Consider the following 21,177-nt stretch of genomic DNA (forward strand, 5'->3'; position numbering starts at 1 on the left):
CCGCTACATCAGCGGCGACAACATCCACACCGGCACCGGCGCCAACGCCGTCACCGACGGAACGGAATGGGGCCGCGAATCGGAAGTGGCCTACACCCTGCAAAGCGGGCCGTTGAAGAGCCTCAACGTCAAATGGCGCAACGCGAGCATCCGCAAGAGCTTCAGCAACAACGAATTCGATGAAAACCGGATCATCATCAACTATCCGATTTCGTTGCTGTAACCCGACCTCTGTAGGAGYGAGCCTGCTCGCGAAAGCGACGGATCAGCCAGCAAAATTACTGACTGGAAGACCGCTATCGCGAGCAGGCTCACTCCCACAAGGATTGCATTCCAGTCTGGAGGATTGGTGTTACCGCAACAGGGAATGACCCTCCGTCCATTTCGACCAAAGTCGCGTTGACAAGACCCGGATTGCCTTACAATATTTCAAGATGTCGTACGACAACTTACAACGAATTTATAACAACAACTGCTTGTCCAGGATTCCCATGACTACTACAACCACCCGCCTCCCTTTTAATCGCCTGCTGCTGACCGGTGCCGCCGGTGGCCTGGGTAAAGTCCTGCGCGAAAGCCTGCGCCCTTACGCCAACGTCATTCGCCTGTCGGACATCGCCGCCATGGCCCCGGCTATCGATGATCGCGAAGAAGTCGTGCCGTGCGATCTGGCAGACAAGCAAGCCGTGCATGAATTGGTCGAAGGCGTGGACGCGATCCTGCACTTCGGCGGTGTGTCGGTTGAGCGCTCGTTCGAAGAGATTCTCGGTGCCAACATCTGCGGCGTATTCCACGTCTATGAAGCCGCACGCCGCCACGGTGTGAAGCGGGTGATCTTCGCCAGCTCCAACCACGTCATCGGTTTCTACAAGCAAGACCAAGTCATCGACGCCCACTCTCCTCACCAGCCAGACAGCTATTACGGTTTGTCCAAGTCCTACGGCGAAGACATGGCCACGTTCTACTTCAATCGCTATGGCATCGAAACCGTCAGCGTGCGCATCGGCTCCTCGTTCCCGGAACCGCAAAACCGCCGGATGATGAGCACCTGGTTGAGCTTTGGCGACCTGACCCAACTGCTCGAACGCGCGTTGTACACCCCGAACGTCGGCCACACCGTGGTGTACGGCATGTCCGACAACAAGGACATCTGGTGGGACAACCGTTACGCCACTGCCTTGGGTTACGCACCGCAGGACACTTCTGAAGTGTTCCGTGAAAAAGTCGAAGCCCAACCGATGCCTGCCGCCGATGATCCCGCACGGGTCTACCAGGGCGGCGCCTTTTGCGCGGCCGGTCCGTTTGGCGATTGAAGCACGGCTTCCCGCTTGATCCCCACAACAAAAACCAAGGGAATGAGTTGCCATGTCAGCTGAATTGATTGTCGATGCCCGTAATGCTGTCGGTGAATGTCCGGTGTGGGTCCCCGAGGAAAACGCCCTGTACTGGGTGGATATTCCCGCCGGGGGCCTGCAACGCTGGAGCGCCGCAACCGGTCATGTCCATGCCTGGAAAACTCCGCAAATGCTGGCATGTATCGCCMGTCAGGCGGACGGCAGTTGGGTGGCCGGGATGGAAAGCGGTTTTTTCCATTTGCATCCGCACAACGACGGYAGCCTCGACAGTCAATTGCTGGCGAACGTCGATCACGCCCGAGCCGACATGCGCCTTAACGATGGCCGTTGTGACCGTCAGGGGCGTTTCTGGGCGAGCAGCATGGTGTTGAACATGGGTGCCAACGTCACCGACGGCGCCCTTTACCGCTACAGCGCCGGTCAACACGGGCCAGTCGAAGCACAACTGGGTGGGTTTATCGTCCCGAACGGCCTGGGTTTCAGCCCGGATGGCCGCACGATGTACCTGTCCGACTCTCATCCTCTGGTCCAGCAGATCTGGGCCTTTGACTACGACGTCGACAGCGGCACGCCGTCGAATCGGCGACTGTTCGTCGACATGAATCAGTTCTGCGGTCGCCCTGACGGTGCCGCTGTGGATGCCGACGGTTGCTACTGGATCTGCGCAAATGATGCCGGGCTGATCCACCGCTTCACCCCCGACGGTCGGCTGGACCGTTCCCTCACCGTACCGGTGAAAAAACCCACCATGTGCGCCTTCGGCGGCAGTCGACTGGACACGCTGTTCGTGACCTCAATCCGCCCCGGTGACGACCATGACGAGCAATCCCTGGCCGGTGGCGTGTTCGCGCTCAACCCCGGCGTCAAAGGGTTACCGGAGCCTCTTTTCCACGTCTGACCGCAACCGCTTGTGCTGCATCGCTGCGCCTTGAAAAAAAACAACAATAAAACTGGAGACACCCCATGGACTTCAAACGCACCTTGCTCGCCGCTGCACTCCCGCTCGCCTTCTCCCTCAGCAGCGCCGCTCACGCGCTGGAAATCAAATTCGCCGACATCCACCCTGCGGGTTACCCGACAGTCGTGGCCGAGGAGCAGTTGGGCAAAACCCTGGTGGCCGAAAGCGACGGCAAACTGACCTTCAAGATGTTCGCCGGCGGTGTGCTGGGCTCGGAAAAGGAAGTGATCGAACAGGCACAGGTCGGCGCCATTCAGATGGCCCGGGTCAGCCTGGGGATCGTCGGTCCGGTGGTACCTGACGTGAACGTGTTCAACATGCCGTTTGTGTTCCGTGACCAGGCACACATGCGCAAAGTCATCGACGGTGACGTCGGCGACGCGATCCTCGACAAAATCACCAACTCCGAATTCAACCTGGTCGCCCTGGCCTGGATGGATGGTGGTACGCGTAACATCTACAGCAAAAAACCGGTGCGCAGCCTCGCCGATCTCAAAGGCATGAAAATCCGCGTGCAAGGCAACCCGATGTTCATCGAGACCATCAATGCCATGGGCGGTAACGGCATCGCGATGGACACCGGCGAAATCTTCAGTGCCTTGCAGACTGGCGTGATTGACGGCGCGGAAAACAACCCGCCGACCCTGCTGGAACACAACCACTTCCAGAACGCCAAGTTCTACAGCCTGACCGGGCACCTGATCCTGCCGGAGCCCATCGTGATGTCGAAAATCACCTGGAACAAGCTCACCCCCGAGCAGCAGGTACTGGTGAAGAAAACTGCCAAAGCCGCCCAAGCACAAGAGCGCACCCTGTGGGACGCCAAATCGGCCAGCAGTGAAGAAAAACTCAAGGCCGCTGGCGTAGAGTTCATCACCGTCGACAGAAAACCTTTCTATGAGGCAACTGCCTCGATCCGCGAAAAATACGGCGCCCCTTATGCCGACCTGATCAAGCGTATCGAAGCCGTTCAGTAATCCTCCCTGCATTCAAGAAAGGCTCGGCGCCACTGACTGACATTGATGTCGGTCGGTGCGCGCCCGGTTACGGTAAAACTCGATGAAAAATCTGCTGTTGCGCATCAACGACAGGATTTACATGACCTGCATCTGGGTCGCAGGGCTGTCGGTGCTGGCCATTTCCCTGATGATTCCCTGGGGCGTATTTGCCCGTTACGTCCTTGGCACCGGCTCCAGTTGGCCGGAGCCCACTGCGATTCTGTTGATGATGGTCTTCACCTTCATCGGTGCCGCGGCCAGTTATCGCGCCGGCGCGCACATGGCGGTGGCGATGATCACCGATCGCATGTCGCCCGAAATGAGCAAATACATGAGCGTGTTTTCCCAGCTGTTGATGGCCACCATTTGCCTGTTCATGGCCATCTGGGGCACCAAGCTTTGCCTGTCGACCTGGAACCAGTTCATGAGCGCCATTCCGACCCTGCGCGTAGGCATCACCTACATGCCGATCCCGATTGGCGGCGTGCTGACCTTGATCTTTGTGCTGGAAAAACTCTTGCTCGGCGACCAGAGCAACCGTCGGGTCGTGCGTTTCGACCTGGTTGAAGAAAATGAAGGTGCCGAATAAATGGACGCTCTGATACTGCTGGGCAGCTTCATCGCATTGATTCTGATCGGCATGCCGGTCGCCTACGCCTTGGGGCTTGCCGCCCTGATCGGCGCCTGGTGGATCGATATCCCGTTCCAGGCACTGATGATTCAGGTCGCCGGGGGCGTGAACAAATTCTCCTTGCTGGCCATTCCATTCTTCGTCCTGGCCGGCGCGATCATGGCCGAAGGTGGCATGTCCCGCCGACTCGTGGCGTTCGCCGGGGTGTTGGTCGGATTCGTCCGTGGCGGCCTGTCACTGGTCAACATCATGGCCTCGACCTTCTTCGGCGCGATCTCCGGCTCTTCGGTGGCGGACACCGCCTCGGTCGGTTCGGTACTGATTCCGGAAATGGTGCGTGAAGGCTATCCACGGGAGTTCGCCACGGCGGTTACCGTTAGCGGCTCGGTGCAGGCCCTGCTGACCCCGCCGAGCCACAACTCGGTGCTCTACTCCCTGGCCGCTGGCGGTACGGTGTCGATTGCCTCGCTGTTCATGGCGGGCGTGGTGCCGGGTTTGCTGATGAGCGCGTGCCTGATGGTGCTGTGCCTGATTTTCGCCAGGAAACGTGACTACCCCAAGGGTAAAGTCATTCCGATGCGCGAAGCGTTGAAGATCTGCGGCGAAGCCATGTGGGGCCTGATGGCGATGGTCATCATCCTCGGCGGTATTCTGTCGGGTATTTTCACCGCGACTGAATCGGCGGCGATAGCCGTGCTGTGGTCGTTCTTCGTCACCATGTTCATCTACCGCGACTACAAGTGGCGCGAACTGCCGAAATTGATGCACCGCACGGTGCGCACGATTTCGATCGTGATGATTCTGATCGGTTTTGCCGCCAGCTTCGGCTACATCATGACGCTGATGCAGATCCCGTCGAAGATCACCACGATGTTCCTGACCCTGTCGGACAACCGTTACGTGATCCTGATGTGCATCAACGTCATGCTGCTGTTGCTCGGCACCGTGATGGACATGGCGCCGCTGATTCTGATCCTGACACCGATCCTGATGCCGGTAATTCTGGGCATTGGCGTGGACCCGGTGCAGTTCGGCATGATCATGCTGGTGAACCTGGGGATTGGATTGATCACACCGCCAGTGGGGGCGGTACTTTTTGTGGGGTCGGCAGTGGGCAAGGTCAGTATCGAAAAAACCGTGAAAGCGTTGCTGCCATTCTACGGCGTACTGTTCCTGGTGCTGATGGCCGTGACCTACATTCCCGCGCTGTCGCTGTGGTTGCCGCATTTGGTCCTGTAACGCTTTTGTGTAGGAGCACGGCTTGCCGGCAATGGCGTATTTGATATCGCTTCGCCGGCAAGCCGCGCTCCTACAGAAGGCATTCCATGCATTTCCTGCTGTCGATGGTGAACATGAAACCAACACTGATCGAACTTGAAGACGAACTGACCCACCTCACCCTTGCCCCCGAGATCGGCGGCAGTATTGTCAACTGGACCGTTCTCAGCACCGGTCAGCCGTTGCTACGCCACAATGATTCCCAGGCACTGAACACCRGTCTGCCGGGCAAGCTCGGTTGCTATCCCCTGGCCCCGTGGTCCAACCGCATTGCCGAAGGTGGCTTCGATTGCCCCGATGGCTGGCTGGCCCTGACGCCCAACAGCCTGACCGATCCGCTGCCCATCCACGGTAGCGCCTGGCAACAACCGTGGCAGGTGGTGTCGCAATCCGCCAACGAAGTGGTCCTGCAACTCGACAGCAGCACCCCCTTCGCTTATCGCGCCCGGCAACGCTTCCAGTTGAACAAGGGTCGATTGAGCATCGAACTGCAAGTCACTCACCTGGCCGAGCGCGCCGCATGGCACGGGCTTGGTTTGCACCCCTACTTTCCGCGCACCGCGAATACGCAGCTACAGGCCAAGGCCGAGCAAGTCTGGTTGTGCAATAGCTCAAAATTGCCGACTGAGTTGATTGAACTGCCGGCGGACTGGGACTTTCGCCAATTGGGCGCCCTACCCGCCTCACTGGTCGATAACGGCTTCTGCCACTGGGACGGCCATTGCCTGATCCAGCAACCCGACCTCGGTTATGCGCTGGAATGCCAAGCCACCGGCAGCGATTACTACCTGCTCTACTGCCCGGTCGGCCTGGAGTTTTTCTGCATCGAACCGGTCAGCCACCCGGTCAACGCGCATCACTTGCCCGGTCGGCCGGGGTTGCGGTTGCTGGAACAAGGTCAGTCGGCTGAACTCGGGTTCAGCCTGCAGTATCGCGAACTCTGATAACGCCACTACCCGAGCATCTGACTCAGCACTGCGCGTAACTTGCCGGGCTTGACCGGCTTGTTCAGCAGCGGTGCGCCGAGTCTCTGCAATGAGCGTCGACATTGATCAGTGCGGTCCGCGGTGATGATCACCGCGGGAATGACCTGGCTGAAATGCTCACGCAAATGCCTGACCACATCGCAGCCCACCACACCGTGATCGAGGTGATAGTCCGCCAGAATCAATTCCGGGGCTTGCCCACGCAGGGCTGCCAGCGCGCAGTGTTCATCCGTGGCCGTGATCACCTCGCATCCCCACTGCTCAAGCAGCGCGCTCATGCTCTCGAGAATGCTCACCTCGTTGTCCAGCACCAGCAAACGTCGGCCCGGCAAGGGATTGCCGGTGCTCAACTGAGGCGCGGCCTGACTGATAGGCAGCGGCACCTCATGGGAAATCGGTACGTCGATGCTGAACATCGAGCCCCGTCCCGGCAAGGATTGAACCCGAACCTGATACCCCAGAATCTTCGCGATGCGCTCAACGATGGCCAGTCCCAGGCCCACGCCTTTGCGGTCGGCGGCGCGTCCGACGTCGAGTTGATTGAATTCAAGGAAAATCGAATCCAGGCGGTCTGCAGCGATGCCGCGCCCGGTGTCCCAGACTTCCAGGCGCAGCACCTCGCCACGCCGTCTTGCCGCCAGCAGGATGCTGCCCTCGTCCGTGTAGCGACAGGCGTTGCTGAGGAAGTTACGCAGGATCCGCGTCATCAGGCGCAAGTCAGTGCTGATGGCGTAATCGCCCACATGCACACGCAGGTTCAACCCGGCTGCTTCGGCGACTGACTGGAACTCCGACACCAGCGGCCCGAGCAATTCGTCGAGGCGATAGAGGGCCACGTCTGGCTTGACCGCCGCCTGATCGAGCCGGGAAATATCCAGCAAGTCAGTGAGCAGGTCTTCCGCCCCTTCCAGCGCCTGGTGAGTGCGTTCTACCAGAACCTGCTCAACGTCAGGCAGTTTGCGTTCACGCAGCGTCGAGATCAGCAAGCGCGCAGCGTTAAGCGGTTGCAGCAGGTCGTGACTAGCGGCTGCGAGGTACTTGTCCTTGCTGCGATTGGCGGCCTCGGCGGCGTCACGAGCATCGCGCAAGGCTTCGGCAATCTGCTTACGCTGGGTGATCTGCTGTTGCAGGTTGCGGTTGGCTTCCAGCAGTTCATCGGTACGCGCGGTGACCCGCTGCTCCAGTTCATCATTGAGCTGTTGCAGTCGTTGCTGGGCCAGCTTGCGTTCGGTGATGTCAGCGACAAACCCCTCCACCAGGCCTTCCTGATCGGGCTTGAGCAAGAGGTTCATCAGCACATCGAGGCTGCTGCCGTCCTTGCGCCGCAACTGGGTTTCATAACCGTGCAGGCTGCGCTGATGCTTGAGGATTTCGCCGATGTTTTCCAGCTCGGCAGCCCCGCCGACAAACAGGTTACTCGCCAGATCGGCCAGCGAAAACAGCACCTCCTGCGGGTCCTGATAACCGAGCATGTGCGCTAACGCCGGGTTGGCGGCCCGCATACCCTCTTGCAGGCTGGCCTGGAAAATCCCCTGCACCGCGTTTTCGAACAGCCATTTGTAGCGATTGCGCTCGGCTTCCAGATCGTCGAGCCGCGCGGCCAGTTCCGGGTAGTGACTCTTGCGCGCCGAATGGCTGCCTAACCCGAGCAGCCCCGCCAGTGCCCGTTGCTGATCGTCAGAGGGCTTCGCCATAGACGACCTCGACGTCACGCTGACTGGATTCGCGCGGATTGGTCAGGATGCACGGGTCGTGCATGGCATGTTGCGACAGGAACGGAATGTCTGCCGTACTGACCCCATGCAAACCGAGGGTCTCATGGAAGCCGATCGCGTGTTTGAGGGCGATCAGATGCTCGACCAGCCGCCCGCAAATCTGCCGGTGGTTCAGGCCACGGCAATCGATGCCAAAGGTCTCGGCGATCACTTTGAAGCGATCCGGTGCCGAGCTGTAATTGAACGCCACCACGTGTTCCACCAGCACCGCGTTGCATAAACCATGGGGCAGATCGAGAAACCCGCCCAGACTGTGGGACATGGCGTGCACCGCGCCGAGGATCGCGTTGGAAAAGGCGAGACCGGCCTGCATGCTGCCGAGCATGATCTTCTCGCGCAGGGCGATGTCCGTCGGGTTGGCGATCATTTGCACCAGGTTGCCGTTGATCAACCGCATCGCTTCCAGTGCGTGGGGATCAGTCAATGGCCCATGACCCGTGGAGACGAACGCCTCGATGGCATGCACCAACGCGTCGATGCCGGTACAGGCCGACAGGAACGGGTCCATGCTCAGGGTCGTTTCCGGATCGATCAATGACACGTCCGGCACCACCGCTTTGCTGACGATGGAGAACTTCATGCGCTCTTGCTGATTGGAAATGATCACGAATTGCGACACATCGGCCGAGGTGCCGGCCGTGGTTGGAATCAGGATCAATGGCGGGCTGGGCACGCGGATGGTGTCCACGCCTTCGAATTCGAGAATGCTGCGTCCGTGAGCCACGACAATGCCGATGCCTTTGCCACAATCCATCGGGCTGCCACCACCGACGGCGACGATCACATCGCAATGGTTTTCCCGGTACAGCTCGGCGCCGAGCATGACTTCTTCGACCCGCGGGTTAGGCGAGACATCGCTATACAGAAAGTAATCGATACCCAAGGCTTGCAGGCTGGCCTCGACATCGGCGACCCAACCGGCCGCAATCACCCCGGGGTCACTGACCACCAGGACTTTGCGGGCGCCGAAGGTCTTGGCGTAATTGCCGACGTTGTGCCGGCAGCCGGCACCAAAGATGATTTCAGGCGAAACGAATTTACGCAGCTGGCTGAGACTCTGGCTCATTGGAAAGCCTGTTTTTATTGTTTTGGAAGGTAGGAACCACACTAAACCATCCAACAGTGAATGCAATCAGACCAAAGAACACTCTGAATACACCGCAGATCCCTGTGGGAGCGACCTGTGGCAGCTAACCGCGGTAGATCAGCTGTGAAGCCTTTTCGTTGCGCAACGTCAGGTGTTCCATGCCCTGCCCCGGCGCTTCAGCTTCTTCGCGGGCCTTGAGGATCACGCCGTGGTGCGGCGACTTGCTGCACACCGGGTCGGCATTGGCGGCGTCGCCGGTGAGCATGAACGCCTGGCAACGACAGCCACCCAGGTCCTTGTGCTTTTCATCGCACGAGCGGCACGGTTCCTTCATCCAGTCATCACCGCGAAAACGGTTGAAGCCAAACGAGTCCGTCCAGATGTGCTCGATGCTGTGCTCGCGCACGTTGGGAAACTGCACCGGCAACTGTCGGGCGCTGTGGCAAGGCAACGCGGTACCGTCCGGGGTGATGTCGAGAAACAGATTGGCCCAGCCGTTCATGCAGGTTTTGGGGCGTTCTTCGTAGTAGTCCGGGGTGACAAAGATCAGTTTGCACGGATGGCCCTGAGCCTCAAGCCGCTGGCGATATTGGTTGGTGATGCGCTCGGCGCGTTGCAGTTGCTCGCGGGTCGGCAGCAGGCCGACGCGATTGAGTTCGGCCCAGCCGTAGAACTGACACGTGGCCAATTCGACAAAATCCGCTTCCAGTTCCAGGCACAGGTCGATGATCTGCGCGATCTGGTCGATGTTGTGCCGATGGGTCACGAAGTTCAGCACCATGGGGTAACCCTGGGCTTTTACTGCGCGGGCCATGGCCAGTTTTTGGGCGAAGGCCTTGCGGGAACCGGCGAGCATGTTGTTGACCGCTTCGTCGGCGGCCTGAAAGCTGATCTGGATATGGTCCAGCCCGGCCACCTTGAAATCGCGGACTTTCTGCTCGGTCAGGCCGATGCCCGAGGTGATCAGGTTGGTGTAGTAACCCATGTCGCGCGCGGCTTTGATCAATTCGGCCAGGTCTTGCCGCACCAGCGGTTCGCCGCCGGAAAAACCCAACTGCGCTGCGCCCATCTCGCGGGCCTCGCGAAACACCCGTATCCATTCCTCAGTGCTCAGCTCCTCGCCGTGCCGGGCAAAATCCAGCGGGTTGGAGCAATACGGGCATTGCAACGGGCACCGGTAGGTCAGCTCTGCCAACAGCCACAGCGGTGGGCCTATAGAGACATCATTCAATCCAGAATTGAGCATGGGCCACCTCCAGAAATGCCAGCACATCCTCGTCGATTCCCGGTACACCGGGAAAATCCGCGGCCAATTGATCAATGATCGCCGCGACGCTGCGCTGACCGTTCACCAGACCGAGGATCTGCCCGGCGCTGCCGTTGAGTTTGATCATGCCTTCGGGGTACAGCAGCACGTGACAGTCCTGGCGGGGCTCCCATTGCAACCGAAAACCCTGGCGCAACGACGGTGATAGCTCGCGATGGATCAGGCTCACAGGGCAATCCCCCGGTGCCAGACTTTGTCGGTGGTGACGGTGTGATACGGCGGACGTTCCAGCTCGTAGGCCATGCTCATGGCGTCAAGCATGCTCCACAGCACGTCGAGTTTGAATTGCAGGATCTCCAGCATGCGCTGCTGCGCCTGGTACGTGACGTAATGCGCCAACGTGATGCGCAAGCCGTGTTCCACGTCGCGCCGGGCTTGGCTCAAACGGTTGCGAAAATAATCGTAGCCGGCCACGTCGATCCATGGGTAATGGGTGGGCCAGGCGTCGAGTCGGGACTGGTGGATCTGCGGGGCGAACAGTTCGGTCAGCGAACTGCTCGCCGCTTCCTGCCAGCAGGCGCGACGGGCGAAATTGACGTAGGCATCCACGGCGAAGCGCACGCCGGGCAGCACCAATTCCTGGGACAGAATCTGCTCGCGATCCAGCCCCACCGCTTCGCCCAGACGCAGCCAGGCTTCGATGCCGCCCTCACTGCCGGGCACACCGTCGTGGTCGAGAATCCGCTGCAGCCACTCACGACGCACGTCGCGGTCCGGGCAGTTGGCGAGGATGGCGGCATCCTTGAGCGGAATGTTCACTTGGTAATAGAAGCGATTGGCGACCCAGCCCTGAATTTGCTCGCGGCTCGCAAGGCCCGCGTACATGGCTTGGTGGAAGGGGTGATGGATGTGGTAGTAGGCGCCTTTGGCGCGCAGGGCGGCTTCGAATTCGGTGGGGGTCATTGCGGTGCTGGTCATTGCGGTTCTCCGATGGATTTGCGGTGTCGGATCTGGCCTCATCGCGGGCAAGCCACGCTCCCACAGTTGATCGCGTGAGCCTGTGGGAGCGTGGCTTGCCCGCGATGGGGCCATCCGCTACAGCTCAATACTCATGCCGTCAAACGCCACTTCGATTCCGCGTCGCTCCAGCAAGGCACGTTCGGCCGAGTCTTCGTCGAGGATCGGATTGGTGTTGTTGATGTGGATCAGCACCTTGCGCTGGCGGGTAAAGCCTTCCAGCACCTCAAGCATGCCGCCGGGCCCGCTTTGCGACAGATGCCCCATTTCACTGCCCAGACTCTGGCCGACTCCGCAGACGCGCATTTCGTCGTCACGCCACAAGGTGCCATCCAGCAGCAGACAATCGGCACGCTGCATCCAGCTCAGTACTTCATCATCGACTTGCCCCAGCCCCGGCGCGTAAAACAGTGATGCGCCGCTGCGCCGGTCTTCAACGAACAAGCCAATGGTGTCGCCCGGTTGCGGATTGCCGCGATTGGGCGAGTACGGCGGTGCGTTGCTCACCAAGGGAATGGCACGCCATCGCAAGTGCTGGCAGGCAGGAATGCTGAACGGCTGGCGATCCAGCCCGATCGGTTGCCACTGCAATCCGCCGTTCCAGTGGCGCAGCATGTTGAAAAGCGGGAAGCCGCTGCTCAGGTCCTGGTGAACCCGTTCGGTGCACCAGACGGCATGCGGGCATCCTTCACGCAGGCTTAGCAGGCCGGTGCAGTGATCGATCTGGCTGTCCAGCAGCACGACACCAGCAATGGCGCTGTCACGCAACTGGCGAGCCGGTTGCAACAGCGGAAAACTTGCGAGCTGCGCACGGATGTCCGGTGATGCATTGCACAGCACCCAATCCACACCGTTGTCGCTCAGGGCAATCGAGGACTGCGTGCGCGGTTGCGCCCGCAGGCTGGCATTGCGCATCCCGGCGCACTGGTAGCAGTTGCAATTCCACTGCGGGAAACCGCCACCAGCGGCGGAGCCGAGAACGCGGATGTGCATGGATAAGGCTCCAAAGGCAGGCCCGGCCAACACAACAGCTGGCCGGGTGAGCAATCAACGGTTGGCGAAATACATCGTCACTTCGAAGCCAATGCGCAGATCGGTAAACGCGGGTTTAGTCCACATGGGTCAATCCTCTTCTTGTGCCGGGCGATTCCGGTAAAGCCATTAATGCACGGGGCGTCGGGCGCCCGAATGCTACTTTCGAAGGAGATGGCGGGGTGCGTTGGTAGGGGGTGTACGGGACTTTCAAATACACCGAAGTACCAATGTGGGAGCGGGCTTGCTCGCGAAGACGGCGTCACATTCAACACATTCGTTGACTGACAGATCGCTTTCGCGAGCAAGCCCGCTCCTACAGGGGATATGCAGTGCTTTAAGGGTTAGAAGAACCCCARCGGATTGATGTCRTAGCTSACCAGCAGGTTTTTGGTCTGCTGRTAGTGATCAAGCATCATCTTGTGGTTTTCCCGACCGACGCCGGACTTCTTGTAGCCACCGAACGCTGCGTGTGCCGGGTACAGGTGGTAGCAGTTGGTCCAGACGCGTCCGGCCTTGATCGCCCGGCCCATGCGGTAGGCGCGGTTGATGTCGCGGGTCCAGAGGCCGGCACCGAGGCCGAACTCGCTGTCGTTGGCAATCGCCAGCGCTTCAGCTTCGTCCTTGAAGGTGGTGACACCCACCACCGGGCCGAAGATTTCTTCCTGGAACACGCGCATTTTGTTGTGGCCCTTGAGCAGCGTCGGCTGGATGTAATAGCCGCTGGACAGGTCACCTTCAAGACGCTCGGCGGCGCCACCGGTGAGCAGTTCAGCCCCCTCCTCCTGAGCGATTTTCAGGTACGAGAGGATCTTGTCGTATTGCTGTTCGGACGCCTGGGCGCCGACCATGGTTTCGGTGTCCAGCGGGTTGCCGCGCTTGATCTTGACGATCTTCTTCATCACCTCGGCCATGAACGGTTCGTAGATCGACTCTTGCACCAGCGCCCGCGATGGGCAGGTGCACACTTCGCCCTGGTTGAAGAATGCGAGCACCAGGCCTTCGGCGGCTTTCTCGATGAACTGCGGCTCGGCGTTCATGATGTCTTCGAAGAAGATGTTCGGCGACTTGCCGCCCAGCTCGACCGTGCTTGGAATGATGTTCTCGGCGGCGCAATGCATGATGTGCGCGCCCACCGGGGTTGAACCGGTGAAGGCGATCTTGGCGATGCGCTTGCTGGTAGCCAACGCTTCGCCGGCTTCACGACCGAAGCCTTGAACGATGTTCAACACGCCTGCGGGCAGCAGATCAGCAATCAGCTCGGCGAAAACCATGATCGACAGCGGTGTCTGCTCGGCAGGTTTGAGCACGATGCAGTTGCCGGCGGCCAGGGCGGGGGCGAGTTTCCAGGCGGCCATCAGCAGCGGGAAGTTCCACGGAATGATTTGCCCGACCACACCCAGAGGCTCATGAAAATGATAGGCAGTGGTCAGTTCGTTGATCTCGGCAGCGCCGCCTTCCTGGGCGCGAATACAGCCGGCGAAGTAACGGAAATGGTCGGCGGCCAACGGCACGTCGGCGTTCAGGGTTTCGCGCACGGCCTTGCCGTTGTCCCAGGTTTCGGTGACGGCGAGGATTTCCAGGTTTTGCTCGATGCGATCGGCGATTTTCAGCAGCACCAGCGAGCGGTCCTGGGCCGAGGTCTTGCCCCAGGCATCCGCAGCGGCGTGGGCCGCGTCGAGGGCTTTTTCGATGTCGGCGGCGCTGGAGCGTGGGAATTCGGCAATCACTTCACCGTTAACCGGCGAGGTGTTGGTGAAGTATTCGCCATTGACCGGCGCGACAAACTCTCCGCCGATGAAGTTGCCATAGCGCGGTTTGAAGGAAACAACGGCGCCTGGGGTTCCGGGTTGTGCGTAGATCATGGTGGGCCTCTGTCTGGGTCGATGCCTGTCGTGGCGACAGGCGATGAATCGATACTAGAGAGCCCTGCATGCCGGACGAATGCGCCGATGGCAGGAGGGCTCTCGTTATTTGGTCGTAGATTTACCGATACGTGTTGGGTGAACCTTGTGGCGAGGGGGCTTGCCCCCGTTGGGTCGCGAAGCGGCCCCTTACATTCTTGGCGCCCACCGCGGCGTCAGCAATTACGACTGCTTCGCAGCCGAACGGGGGCGAGCCCCCTCGCCACAGATAAGTGACCTCTGCTGGGGTTATGCGGTGGACTTGGGGTTAGTGCTTGGCCACCAGGTCCTTCGGCAGCTTGAAGGTCCACAGCATGCCGCCCTGGTTGAAGTCCTTCACGCGCTTGGCCACTTCTCCGCCCCACAACGGTACCGCGCCGCCCCAGCCGGAGAGGACAGACACGTATTGTTCGCCGTCCATTTCCCAGGTCACAGGAGAACCGAGTACGCCGGAACCGGTCTGGAACTCCCAGACTTTCTCACCCGTCTTGGCATTGAACGCCTGGAGGAAACCTTCCGGCGTGCCGGTGAACACCAGATTGCCCTTGGTGGTCAGCACCCCGCCCCACAGCGGCGCGTAGTTCTTGTGACGCCAGACTTCCTTCCCGGTTTTCGGGTCAATGGCGCGCAACACGCCGATGTAGTCTTCATTCAACGGTTTGATGGTGAAGCCGGCCCCGAGGAATGCCGCGCCTTTTTTGTAGGCGATGCCTTCGTTCCAGATGTCCATGCCCCACTCGTTGGACGGCACGTAAAACAGCCCGGTGTCGCGGTTGTAGGCCATTGGCATCCAGTTTTTCGCGCCAAGGAATGCAGGTGCTACGAAGACCGAACTACCCTTGGGGTCAGCGCCCGGGGCGCCGGGGCGGCTGGCTTCGTTGTAGATTGGCCGGCCCTCTTTATCCAGGCCGGTGGCCCAGGTGATCTTGTCCACAAAGGGGAAACCGCGGATGAACTTGCCGTTGGTACGGTCCAGCACATAGAAGAAACCGTTACGGTCCGCCGTGGCCGCCGCTTTGATTTCCTTGCCACCCTCGGTGTAGTTGAAGGACACCAGTTCGTTGACGCCGTCATAGTCCCAACCGTCGTGGGGCGTGCTCTGGAAGTGCCATTTGATGGTGCCGTCGTCCGGGTTGAGCGCCAGACGCGACGACGAGTAGAGGTTATCGCCAGGACGCAAATGCGAGTTCCACGGTGCCGGGTTGCCGGTGCCGAACAGCAGCAGATTGGTTTCCGGGTCGTAGTAACCGCCGAGCCAGGGTGCGGCGCCGCCGGTCTTCCACAGATCACCGGGCCAGGTCTTGCCGGCTTCACCGCCGGAGATGCCGTTCTCGATGGCTTTGCCGTCCTTGTAGACGTAACCCATGTGGCCTTCGACGGTTGGCCGAACCCATAACAGCTCGCCATTTTTCGGGTCGTACGCCGAGATCTTGCCCACCACACCAAACTCGCCACCGGCCACGCCGGTAATCAGTTTGCCGTTGATTACCAACGGCGCGGCGCTGATCGAATAGCCTTCCTTGTGGTCGGCCACCTTCTTGCTCCACACCACTTTGCCGGTGTCCTTGTTCAGGGCCACCAGCTTGGCGTCGAGGGTGCCAAAGATCACCAGGTCGCCATACAGCGCCACGCCACGGTTGATCACGTCGCAGCACGGACGGATGTCATCCGGCAGACGCGCGTCGTATTGCCAGAGTTTCTTGCCGGTGCGCGCATCCACCGCGAACACCCGTGAGTAGGAACCGGTCATGTACATCACGCCGTCCTTGACCATCGGCTGTGCTTGCTGGCCACGCTGTTTTTCGCCACCGAAGGAAAATGCCCAGGCGGGCCGCAGCTCTTTCACGTTGTCGACGTTGAGAATATCCAGCGGGCTGTAGCGCTGCCCCTGGACGCCGAGGCCGTTGGTGACGACTTGCTCCGGATTTTTCGGATCCTGGAGAATGTCCTGGTCGGAGACGGCGGCCAATGCCTGGCCGGACAACAGCATGGCACTGAGCAGCAGGCTCAAGACGAAGGGCTGGCGACGTGCGGGGTGGGTCATGACGGCTACCTCTGCGGTTTTTTGTTATTCGCGGGAACGTTTCCCGGCGTAGTGCAGATTCTTGGGCGCCGCCGCCCCGACAACAATTACCCGCAATATGGAGATTCCTAATCCCTTAGTATCGGGTCGAATGAGTTCAAGCGCTACTTGTTGGCCGCKCTGGAATCCACCCGGGTCATCTGCCCACGCTCGTAACGCGGGTACAAATGACTGACGCTGCGGATCAATTCGTAACGGCTCAGATTTATCCCGGCAAAGCGTTCAGGGATGGGACTGCGGATCATCTCGGCCATGTCGCTGCCGCTGGCCGCGCCCTCCTGCAGCAGCTGATCGAGCCAGGTCAGGTAATCGCGCATTTGTTCGAAGGGTTTTTGGTCGCTAGCCACTGGGCCGTGACCGGGCACGATCAACGTCCAGGGCAAGCCCTGCAGGGTGGCGATGTCCGCCAGCCACACGGCTAGCCCGGGGCTGTTGGGGGTGGTCAGGGCACGTTGATAAAACACCAGATCCCCGGCAAACAGCACGCCGGTTTTCTGGTCGAGAATAGCCAGATCCGCTGCCGTATGCCCACCCAGGCCCAGCACGCGTAAATCGTGATTCCCAAAACTGAGTACGCCTGGCGTCACGAGCTGATTGGGCAACACCACTTCGGTGCCACGCATCCAGTCGCCGACCATGCGATACATATTCTCGGCCATCGCATCCCCTTGTAGATGCAATAGCTCGGTGGTACCCGCCAGCGCGCCGATGGGCACATCGGCAAATGCCTGATTACCCAGCACATGGTCCGGGTGATGGTGCGTCAGGAACACCTGAATAACCGGTTTATCCGTGATCGCCGCAATCGTCTTGCGCATGGCTTCGCCGTAACGCTTCGACGGCCCGGTGTCGATGACCACCACACCGCGCTCGGTGACAATGAACGCGGTGTTGACGATATTGCCGCCGTTGGCCTTGGCGAAATTGTCCGAACTGCCTTCCAGCAGCCAGGTGTCTTCGGCGATCTGCCGGGGCTTGAGCGAATACTCAAGGTCGGCCATGGCCGGCAGGCTGACGCTCAATATAATCAGCAGTATCCAGCGCATGACACGCTCCTTTGGGTCAGGGGATTGCCGCATCAAATTCATTGCCACTGGTGTCCCGAATGAACAGACGCGTCTGCCCTGCCCCTTCAATGTCGAAGGCCAGGTTGGGGTTTTCACTGACGGCGGGAAACAGCTCAAGCCGCGCCAACAGCTGATCGTTCAGCCCCCTCAGTTCTGCATGGTTGATGAAGAGTTCCGGGATGCCGCTGACCATGCCGTTGTCCATCGGGTGCGCCACCTGCACGCGCAATCGGCTGAACTCGTTGCGCGGATAGCGACCGCCCAATACCTCGCCGATGTGTTCCTCCCAGCCTGGCTGGGTACGCACGACACTCGGTGCGGTGCAGCCACCACCCGCTGCGTCGATCAACGTCGAACCGACATGCCAGAGCCCATCGCGGGTCAACACCGCTGCACGCAAGGGTGTGGCCTGTTCGATCCGGATACGGATCGACAGCCACGGCAACACCCGGTCCAGCGGCTGGAAGTCGACGATCCTCGGCAACGGATTGAGCTCGGCCCAGGCGACGATTTTCACCACCTCGCCCTTGAACGCCCGCGCATCGATTTCCAATGGCACCTGCCGGGCATCTTCGGCAAACGGCGGCGCCAGCAGCTTGACCCGCTCATCAAAGACAAAGGGTGCATCGCCGAGCATTTGCTTGTGATAGAACCCCCACATCACCGATGGCACCGGGTCTTTACCCGGATCGATGTCCGCAGCGTGCGCGGCCAAGGGTAACCAACAGGCCAACAGACACGTCATTCGCCAGCTCATCACCCGCTCCTATTGATACATCTCCGGTACGTCGTAGCGCAGGCCGTAATGGCTGTAGATCGTCTTCACCGCACCCTCGCGGATCAGCCCTTCCAGTGCCTCTTCCACGGCATAGGCCAGTTGCCGATTGCTCTCGTGCACGGCCATGCCGATTTCCCAGAGCTGCTTGCCCATGTTCGGATAGGCGTTTTGCGCCAGCGCCACTTGCGGGTCGGCGGCCTCATGCACCTGCCAGTCAATTTCGCCCCGCATGGCCATGACCGCGTCGACCTCACCGGCCTTCATCGCGGCAAATGCCTGGGGCACGCCCGGATAGTGGTGGGTCTTGCCGGCGAGCATGCCGTTGAACACCGACGTAAGGTAGAACGACGGCACACTGTCGACCTCGACACCAATCGGGTGATGCTCGAACACGGCCACGCTGCCGACCTTTTCCAGTCGGCGCTGATCGTATGCCACCTGCCATTGCTCGGTCTGGTAGGGGCCGAACATCACCACATGGCCGTTTTCCATTTCGCCGAGTTCGTTACGCTTCTGGGCGTAATCACGGTCATAGGGCACCCGCATCATAAGGTCGGCCAGTTGTTGGTTATGCAACGCACTGGCGCGCCAGATGTAATCACGCAGATCGTCATCGAGTTTTTCCCCGGCGGGTGCCCAGATCAGCGTCAGGCGTACACCGAGGGCCTTGGCCAGGGCTTCGGCGAGCTCGACATCCACGCCTCGGGGCTTGCCGGCCTGTTCAAAACTGTAAGGGGCGAAGTCCTTGTAGACTGCCACTTTCAGCTCCCCGGCGGCGATCATTTCGTCATAGGTACGAACCTGCGCCTGCACCGTCTGGCAGCATAGCCACACAGCGCTGATCAACACCGCGAGCAGACGCATGGGATCACTCCTCGACGTGAACGCTGTCCAGGTAAGTGCGCACCGCCCACAATGCTTCCTGGCTCAGGTAGTCGGCCATTTTTGGCATGTAGACCCGACCGTCACGCACGGCGCCATGACGCACGCGTTCGACGAACCACTCGTCTCCTGTCTCACCGACATCGAGCATGCGCAAGTCAGGGGCGATCCCGCCGGACTTGGCTTCCAGACCATGACAGGCCGCACAGTTCTGGTTGTAGGCCGACGAGCCGATTTCCAAAGCCTTATCGCGTTCCGGGGAGGCGCGGTAGGGGTTGGCCGCCGCCCAGCCATCCGCATCCACCGGAACACCGGCGTCCTTGATCGGGGTCAGGCCTTGGGTTTCCACGGCTTGAGGCACCACGTTGCCGTGAGCCCACACGGAACCTGCACTGATAAAGCCGGCCAGCAGCCCGGTCATGAGCAAAGCGTTGCGTATTGTTGTCATTGTTATGCCCTCAGGATTGCACGCAAAACCTCTTGGCAGAGGCTATGGCACTCATCTTAGAAACGGCATCGCAATCACCCCATGCTGCTTTGGTGGTCGCCTTCTAGTCCCTTGGTAGTAAGGCGTTGGAGGGACACCCCTAGTTCACCGTCAACAGGCCTAGCGACCGGGCGTAACGGGCAGCGTCTGCAACGGCAAAGGACGTGGACCGTGGAGTCGGTCAAAGCCGATCAAGGACAGAATCAGCAAAATCGGCAGGAGCAGCGCTTTGATAATTCGCATGGACGTTCTCCTCCAGGGCGATGACCGTTGTTGCCCATGCTAAAACCGCGCCGGTTCTCAGGAGTTACTACCTTGGTACTGGCTCACCGGTACTTTCTGCATATTTCTTCTGCTCCACAGGCTTCCTATGCTGGCGCTACCTGCAATGGAGCGTCCTATGCGCCTGCTAGCCCCTTACGCCTTGCTGTACCTGCTGGCGATTGCCTGCGCCGCCGGCCTGGCCACCCAAAGCCTGGCCGCAGACGCGCCGCTGCAGGTGCGGATCGGCTACCTGGGCTATCGCCCTGATCCGGGACCGTTACTGTCGAATGTCATTCCCGAACCGACCGATGCCGGGCTGCGTGGCGCTAAATTGGCGATCACCGACAGCAACAGCACCGGGCGTTTTCTCAACCAAAGCTACACCCTGGTCAGCGCCAGCGTCGACAGCCCCGAAGCTTTGCTCGACGCGGCCAAAACCCAGCACGCACAGGGGCTGCGTTTGTTTGTGGTGAACGCCCCGGCCGACAGCGTGCGCCAACTCAGTGCAGCGCTGCCCGACAGCCTGATATTCAACGCCGGGAGCCCAGACGACCGCTTGCGCACCACCGACTGTCTGCCGAACGTGCTGCACAGCCTGCCGAGCCGGGCGATGCTCGCCGATGCGCTGGCGCAATTTCTGGTGGTACGCAAATGGCAACGCGCGCTGCTGATCGTCGGCCCGACCGCCGACGATCAAGCCTACGCCGCCGCCCTGCGCCGCTCAGCAAAGCGCTTTGGCCTGCAACTGGTGGCGGAAAAGGCTTGGAGTTTTGATAACGATCAACGTCGCAGTGCACAGGCGGACATGCCGTTGTTCACCCAGACCGCCGAATATGACGTGGTGCTGGTGGCCGATGAACGCGGCGACTTCGGTGAATACGTGCCCTACCAGACCTGGTACCCGCGCCCGGTCGCGGGCACGCAAGGGCTGACCCCGGTGGGCTGGCACAAAACCGTGGAAACCTACGGTGCCGCGCAATTGCAAAAGCGTTTTGAAGCCCTGACCGGGCGTTGGATGAACGACCGCGATTTCGCCGCGTGGATAGCCGTACGCAGTATCGCCAGCGCCGTGAGCAAACTGCGCCAGACCGAGCCGATGGCGATCCGTACGCTTGCAATCAGCGATCAACTGCCGCTGGACGGTTTCAAGGGGCGCAAGCTCAGTTATCGCCCATGGAACGGCCAGCTGCGACAACCCATTCCCATCGTCCAGCCCCGCGCCCTGGTCAGCACCTCGCCGCAAGAGGGCTTTCTGCACCCGTTCAACGAAATGGACAGCCTGGGTTACGACAAACCCGAGGTCAGCTGCCGCTTCCCCTGATCCAACT

General features: G+C 60.3%; 22 protein-coding genes. 8 read left to right on the forward strand and 14 right to left on the reverse strand.

What is annotated here, in order from left to right; all coding sequences use genetic code 11:
- From AC1DRJ_RS03855 to AC1DRJ_RS03885, 7 genes are all read left to right on the forward strand, one after another.
- Nucleotides 1-223: OprD family outer membrane porin (locus tag AC1DRJ_RS03855; RefSeq protein ID WP_477800916.1), on the forward strand; the 223-nt coding region annotated here is incomplete at its 5' end.
- 268 nt (nucleotides 224-491) lie between these two features.
- On the forward strand, nucleotides 492-1,313 hold the full coding sequence (locus AC1DRJ_RS03860) for an NAD-dependent epimerase/dehydratase family protein (RefSeq protein WP_477800917.1): 822 nt from the start codon (nucleotides 492-494) through the stop codon (nucleotides 1,311-1,313).
- Between the two features lie 52 nt (nucleotides 1,314-1,365).
- Nucleotides 1,366-2,253, forward strand: a complete 888-nt coding sequence (locus AC1DRJ_RS03865) for an SMP-30/gluconolactonase/LRE family protein (protein ID WP_477800918.1) — start codon at nucleotides 1,366-1,368, stop codon at nucleotides 2,251-2,253.
- Nucleotides 2,254-2,318: 65 nt separating this feature from the next.
- Complete coding sequence (locus AC1DRJ_RS03870) at nucleotides 2,319-3,290, forward strand: TRAP transporter substrate-binding protein (protein ID WP_477800919.1); 972 nt, start codon at nucleotides 2,319-2,321, stop codon at nucleotides 3,288-3,290.
- Nucleotides 3,291-3,372: 82 nt separating this feature from the next.
- Complete coding sequence (locus tag AC1DRJ_RS03875) at nucleotides 3,373-3,900, forward strand: TRAP transporter small permease (protein ID WP_477800920.1); 528 nt, start codon at nucleotides 3,373-3,375, stop codon at nucleotides 3,898-3,900.
- Nucleotides 3,901-5,181 (forward strand): TRAP transporter large permease, encoded by a 1,281-nt coding sequence (locus AC1DRJ_RS03880; protein WP_310353108.1) that lies wholly within the window; start codon nucleotides 3,901-3,903, stop codon nucleotides 5,179-5,181. It abuts the gene before it with no gap.
- Between the two features lie 113 nt (nucleotides 5,182-5,294).
- A complete protein-coding gene (locus AC1DRJ_RS03885; protein WP_477800942.1) occupies nucleotides 5,295-6,164 on the forward strand; it encodes an aldose 1-epimerase in 870 nt (289 codons plus the stop codon).
- Between the two features lie 8 nt (nucleotides 6,165-6,172).
- Here AC1DRJ_RS03885 and AC1DRJ_RS03890 read toward each other — a convergent pair whose 3' ends face one another.
- The 14 genes from AC1DRJ_RS03890 to AC1DRJ_RS03955 form a co-directional block, all read right to left on the reverse strand.
- On the reverse strand, nucleotides 6,173-7,900 hold the full coding sequence (locus AC1DRJ_RS03890; protein ID WP_477800921.1) for a PAS domain-containing hybrid sensor histidine kinase/response regulator: 1,728 nt from the start codon (nucleotides 7,898-7,900) through the stop codon (nucleotides 6,173-6,175).
- A complete protein-coding gene (ercA, locus tag AC1DRJ_RS03895; protein WP_007949305.1) occupies nucleotides 7,884-9,047 on the reverse strand; it encodes an alcohol dehydrogenase-like regulatory protein ErcA in 1,164 nt (387 codons plus the stop codon). Before ercA ends, AC1DRJ_RS03890 begins: the two co-directional genes overlap by 17 nt.
- Before the next feature lie 124 nt (nucleotides 9,048-9,171).
- On the reverse strand, nucleotides 9,172-10,314 hold the full coding sequence (pqqE, locus tag AC1DRJ_RS03900) for a pyrroloquinoline quinone biosynthesis protein PqqE (protein WP_477800922.1): 1,143 nt from the start codon (nucleotides 10,312-10,314) through the stop codon (nucleotides 9,172-9,174).
- Nucleotides 10,292-10,564 carry a pyrroloquinoline quinone biosynthesis peptide chaperone PqqD gene (gene pqqD, locus AC1DRJ_RS03905; protein ID WP_477800923.1) on the reverse strand — a complete coding sequence of 91 codons (273 nt, stop codon included), beginning with the start codon at nucleotides 10,562-10,564 and terminating at the stop codon, nucleotides 10,292-10,294. Before pqqD ends, pqqE begins: the two co-directional genes overlap by 23 nt.
- Nucleotides 10,561-11,313: a pyrroloquinoline-quinone synthase PqqC gene (gene pqqC / locus AC1DRJ_RS03910; RefSeq protein WP_477800924.1), complete on the reverse strand. Its 753-nt coding sequence runs from the start codon at nucleotides 11,311-11,313 to the stop codon at nucleotides 10,561-10,563. The genes pqqD and pqqC overlap by 4 nt, the downstream gene beginning before the upstream one ends.
- A 117-nt stretch (nucleotides 11,314-11,430) precedes the next feature.
- Nucleotides 11,431-12,345, reverse strand: coding sequence for a pyrroloquinoline quinone biosynthesis protein PqqB (pqqB, locus tag AC1DRJ_RS03915; RefSeq protein ID WP_477800925.1), 915 nt, complete (start codon nucleotides 12,343-12,345; stop codon nucleotides 11,431-11,433).
- A gap of 54 nt (nucleotides 12,346-12,399) precedes the next feature.
- Nucleotides 12,400-12,471 carry a pyrroloquinoline quinone precursor peptide PqqA gene (gene pqqA / locus AC1DRJ_RS03920; protein WP_003253598.1) on the reverse strand — a complete coding sequence of 24 codons (72 nt, stop codon included), beginning with the start codon at nucleotides 12,469-12,471 and terminating at the stop codon, nucleotides 12,400-12,402.
- Nucleotides 12,472-12,728: 257 nt separating this feature from the next.
- On the reverse strand, nucleotides 12,729-14,249 hold the full coding sequence (gene exaC / locus AC1DRJ_RS03925; protein WP_123435691.1) for an acetaldehyde dehydrogenase ExaC: 1,521 nt from the start codon (nucleotides 14,247-14,249) through the stop codon (nucleotides 12,729-12,731).
- 307 nt (nucleotides 14,250-14,556) lie between these two features.
- Complete coding sequence (locus tag AC1DRJ_RS03930) at nucleotides 14,557-16,332, reverse strand: PQQ-dependent methanol/ethanol family dehydrogenase (RefSeq protein ID WP_477800926.1); 1,776 nt, start codon at nucleotides 16,330-16,332, stop codon at nucleotides 14,557-14,559.
- A 143-nt stretch (nucleotides 16,333-16,475) separates the two neighbouring features.
- Nucleotides 16,476-17,417 (reverse strand): quinoprotein relay system zinc metallohydrolase 1, encoded by a 942-nt coding sequence (locus AC1DRJ_RS03935; protein WP_477800927.1) that lies wholly within the window; start codon nucleotides 17,415-17,417, stop codon nucleotides 16,476-16,478.
- Nucleotides 17,418-17,433: 16 nt separating this feature from the next.
- A complete protein-coding gene (locus tag AC1DRJ_RS03940) occupies nucleotides 17,434-18,195 on the reverse strand; it encodes a quinoprotein dehydrogenase-associated SoxYZ-like carrier (protein WP_477800928.1) in 762 nt (253 codons plus the stop codon).
- A gap of 9 nt (nucleotides 18,196-18,204) precedes the next feature.
- Complete coding sequence (locus AC1DRJ_RS03945) at nucleotides 18,205-19,080, reverse strand: substrate-binding periplasmic protein (RefSeq protein WP_477800929.1); 876 nt, start codon at nucleotides 19,078-19,080, stop codon at nucleotides 18,205-18,207.
- A gap of 4 nt (nucleotides 19,081-19,084) precedes the next feature.
- A complete protein-coding gene (gene pedF, locus AC1DRJ_RS03950) occupies nucleotides 19,085-19,546 on the reverse strand; it encodes a cytochrome c-550 PedF (protein WP_477800930.1) in 462 nt (153 codons plus the stop codon).
- Nucleotides 19,547-19,705: 159 nt separating this feature from the next.
- Complete coding sequence (locus AC1DRJ_RS03955) at nucleotides 19,706-19,828, reverse strand: hypothetical protein (RefSeq protein ID WP_477800931.1); 123 nt, start codon at nucleotides 19,826-19,828, stop codon at nucleotides 19,706-19,708.
- A gap of 157 nt (nucleotides 19,829-19,985) precedes the next feature.
- Between AC1DRJ_RS03955 and AC1DRJ_RS03960 the strand changes: the two genes are divergently transcribed.
- Nucleotides 19,986-21,170, forward strand: coding sequence for an ABC transporter substrate-binding protein (locus AC1DRJ_RS03960; RefSeq protein WP_477800932.1), 1,185 nt, complete (start codon nucleotides 19,986-19,988; stop codon nucleotides 21,168-21,170).
- Nucleotides 21,171-21,177: the final 7 nt, after the last annotated feature.

This window comes from Pseudomonas sp. P5_B2 (assembly GCF_056400445.1).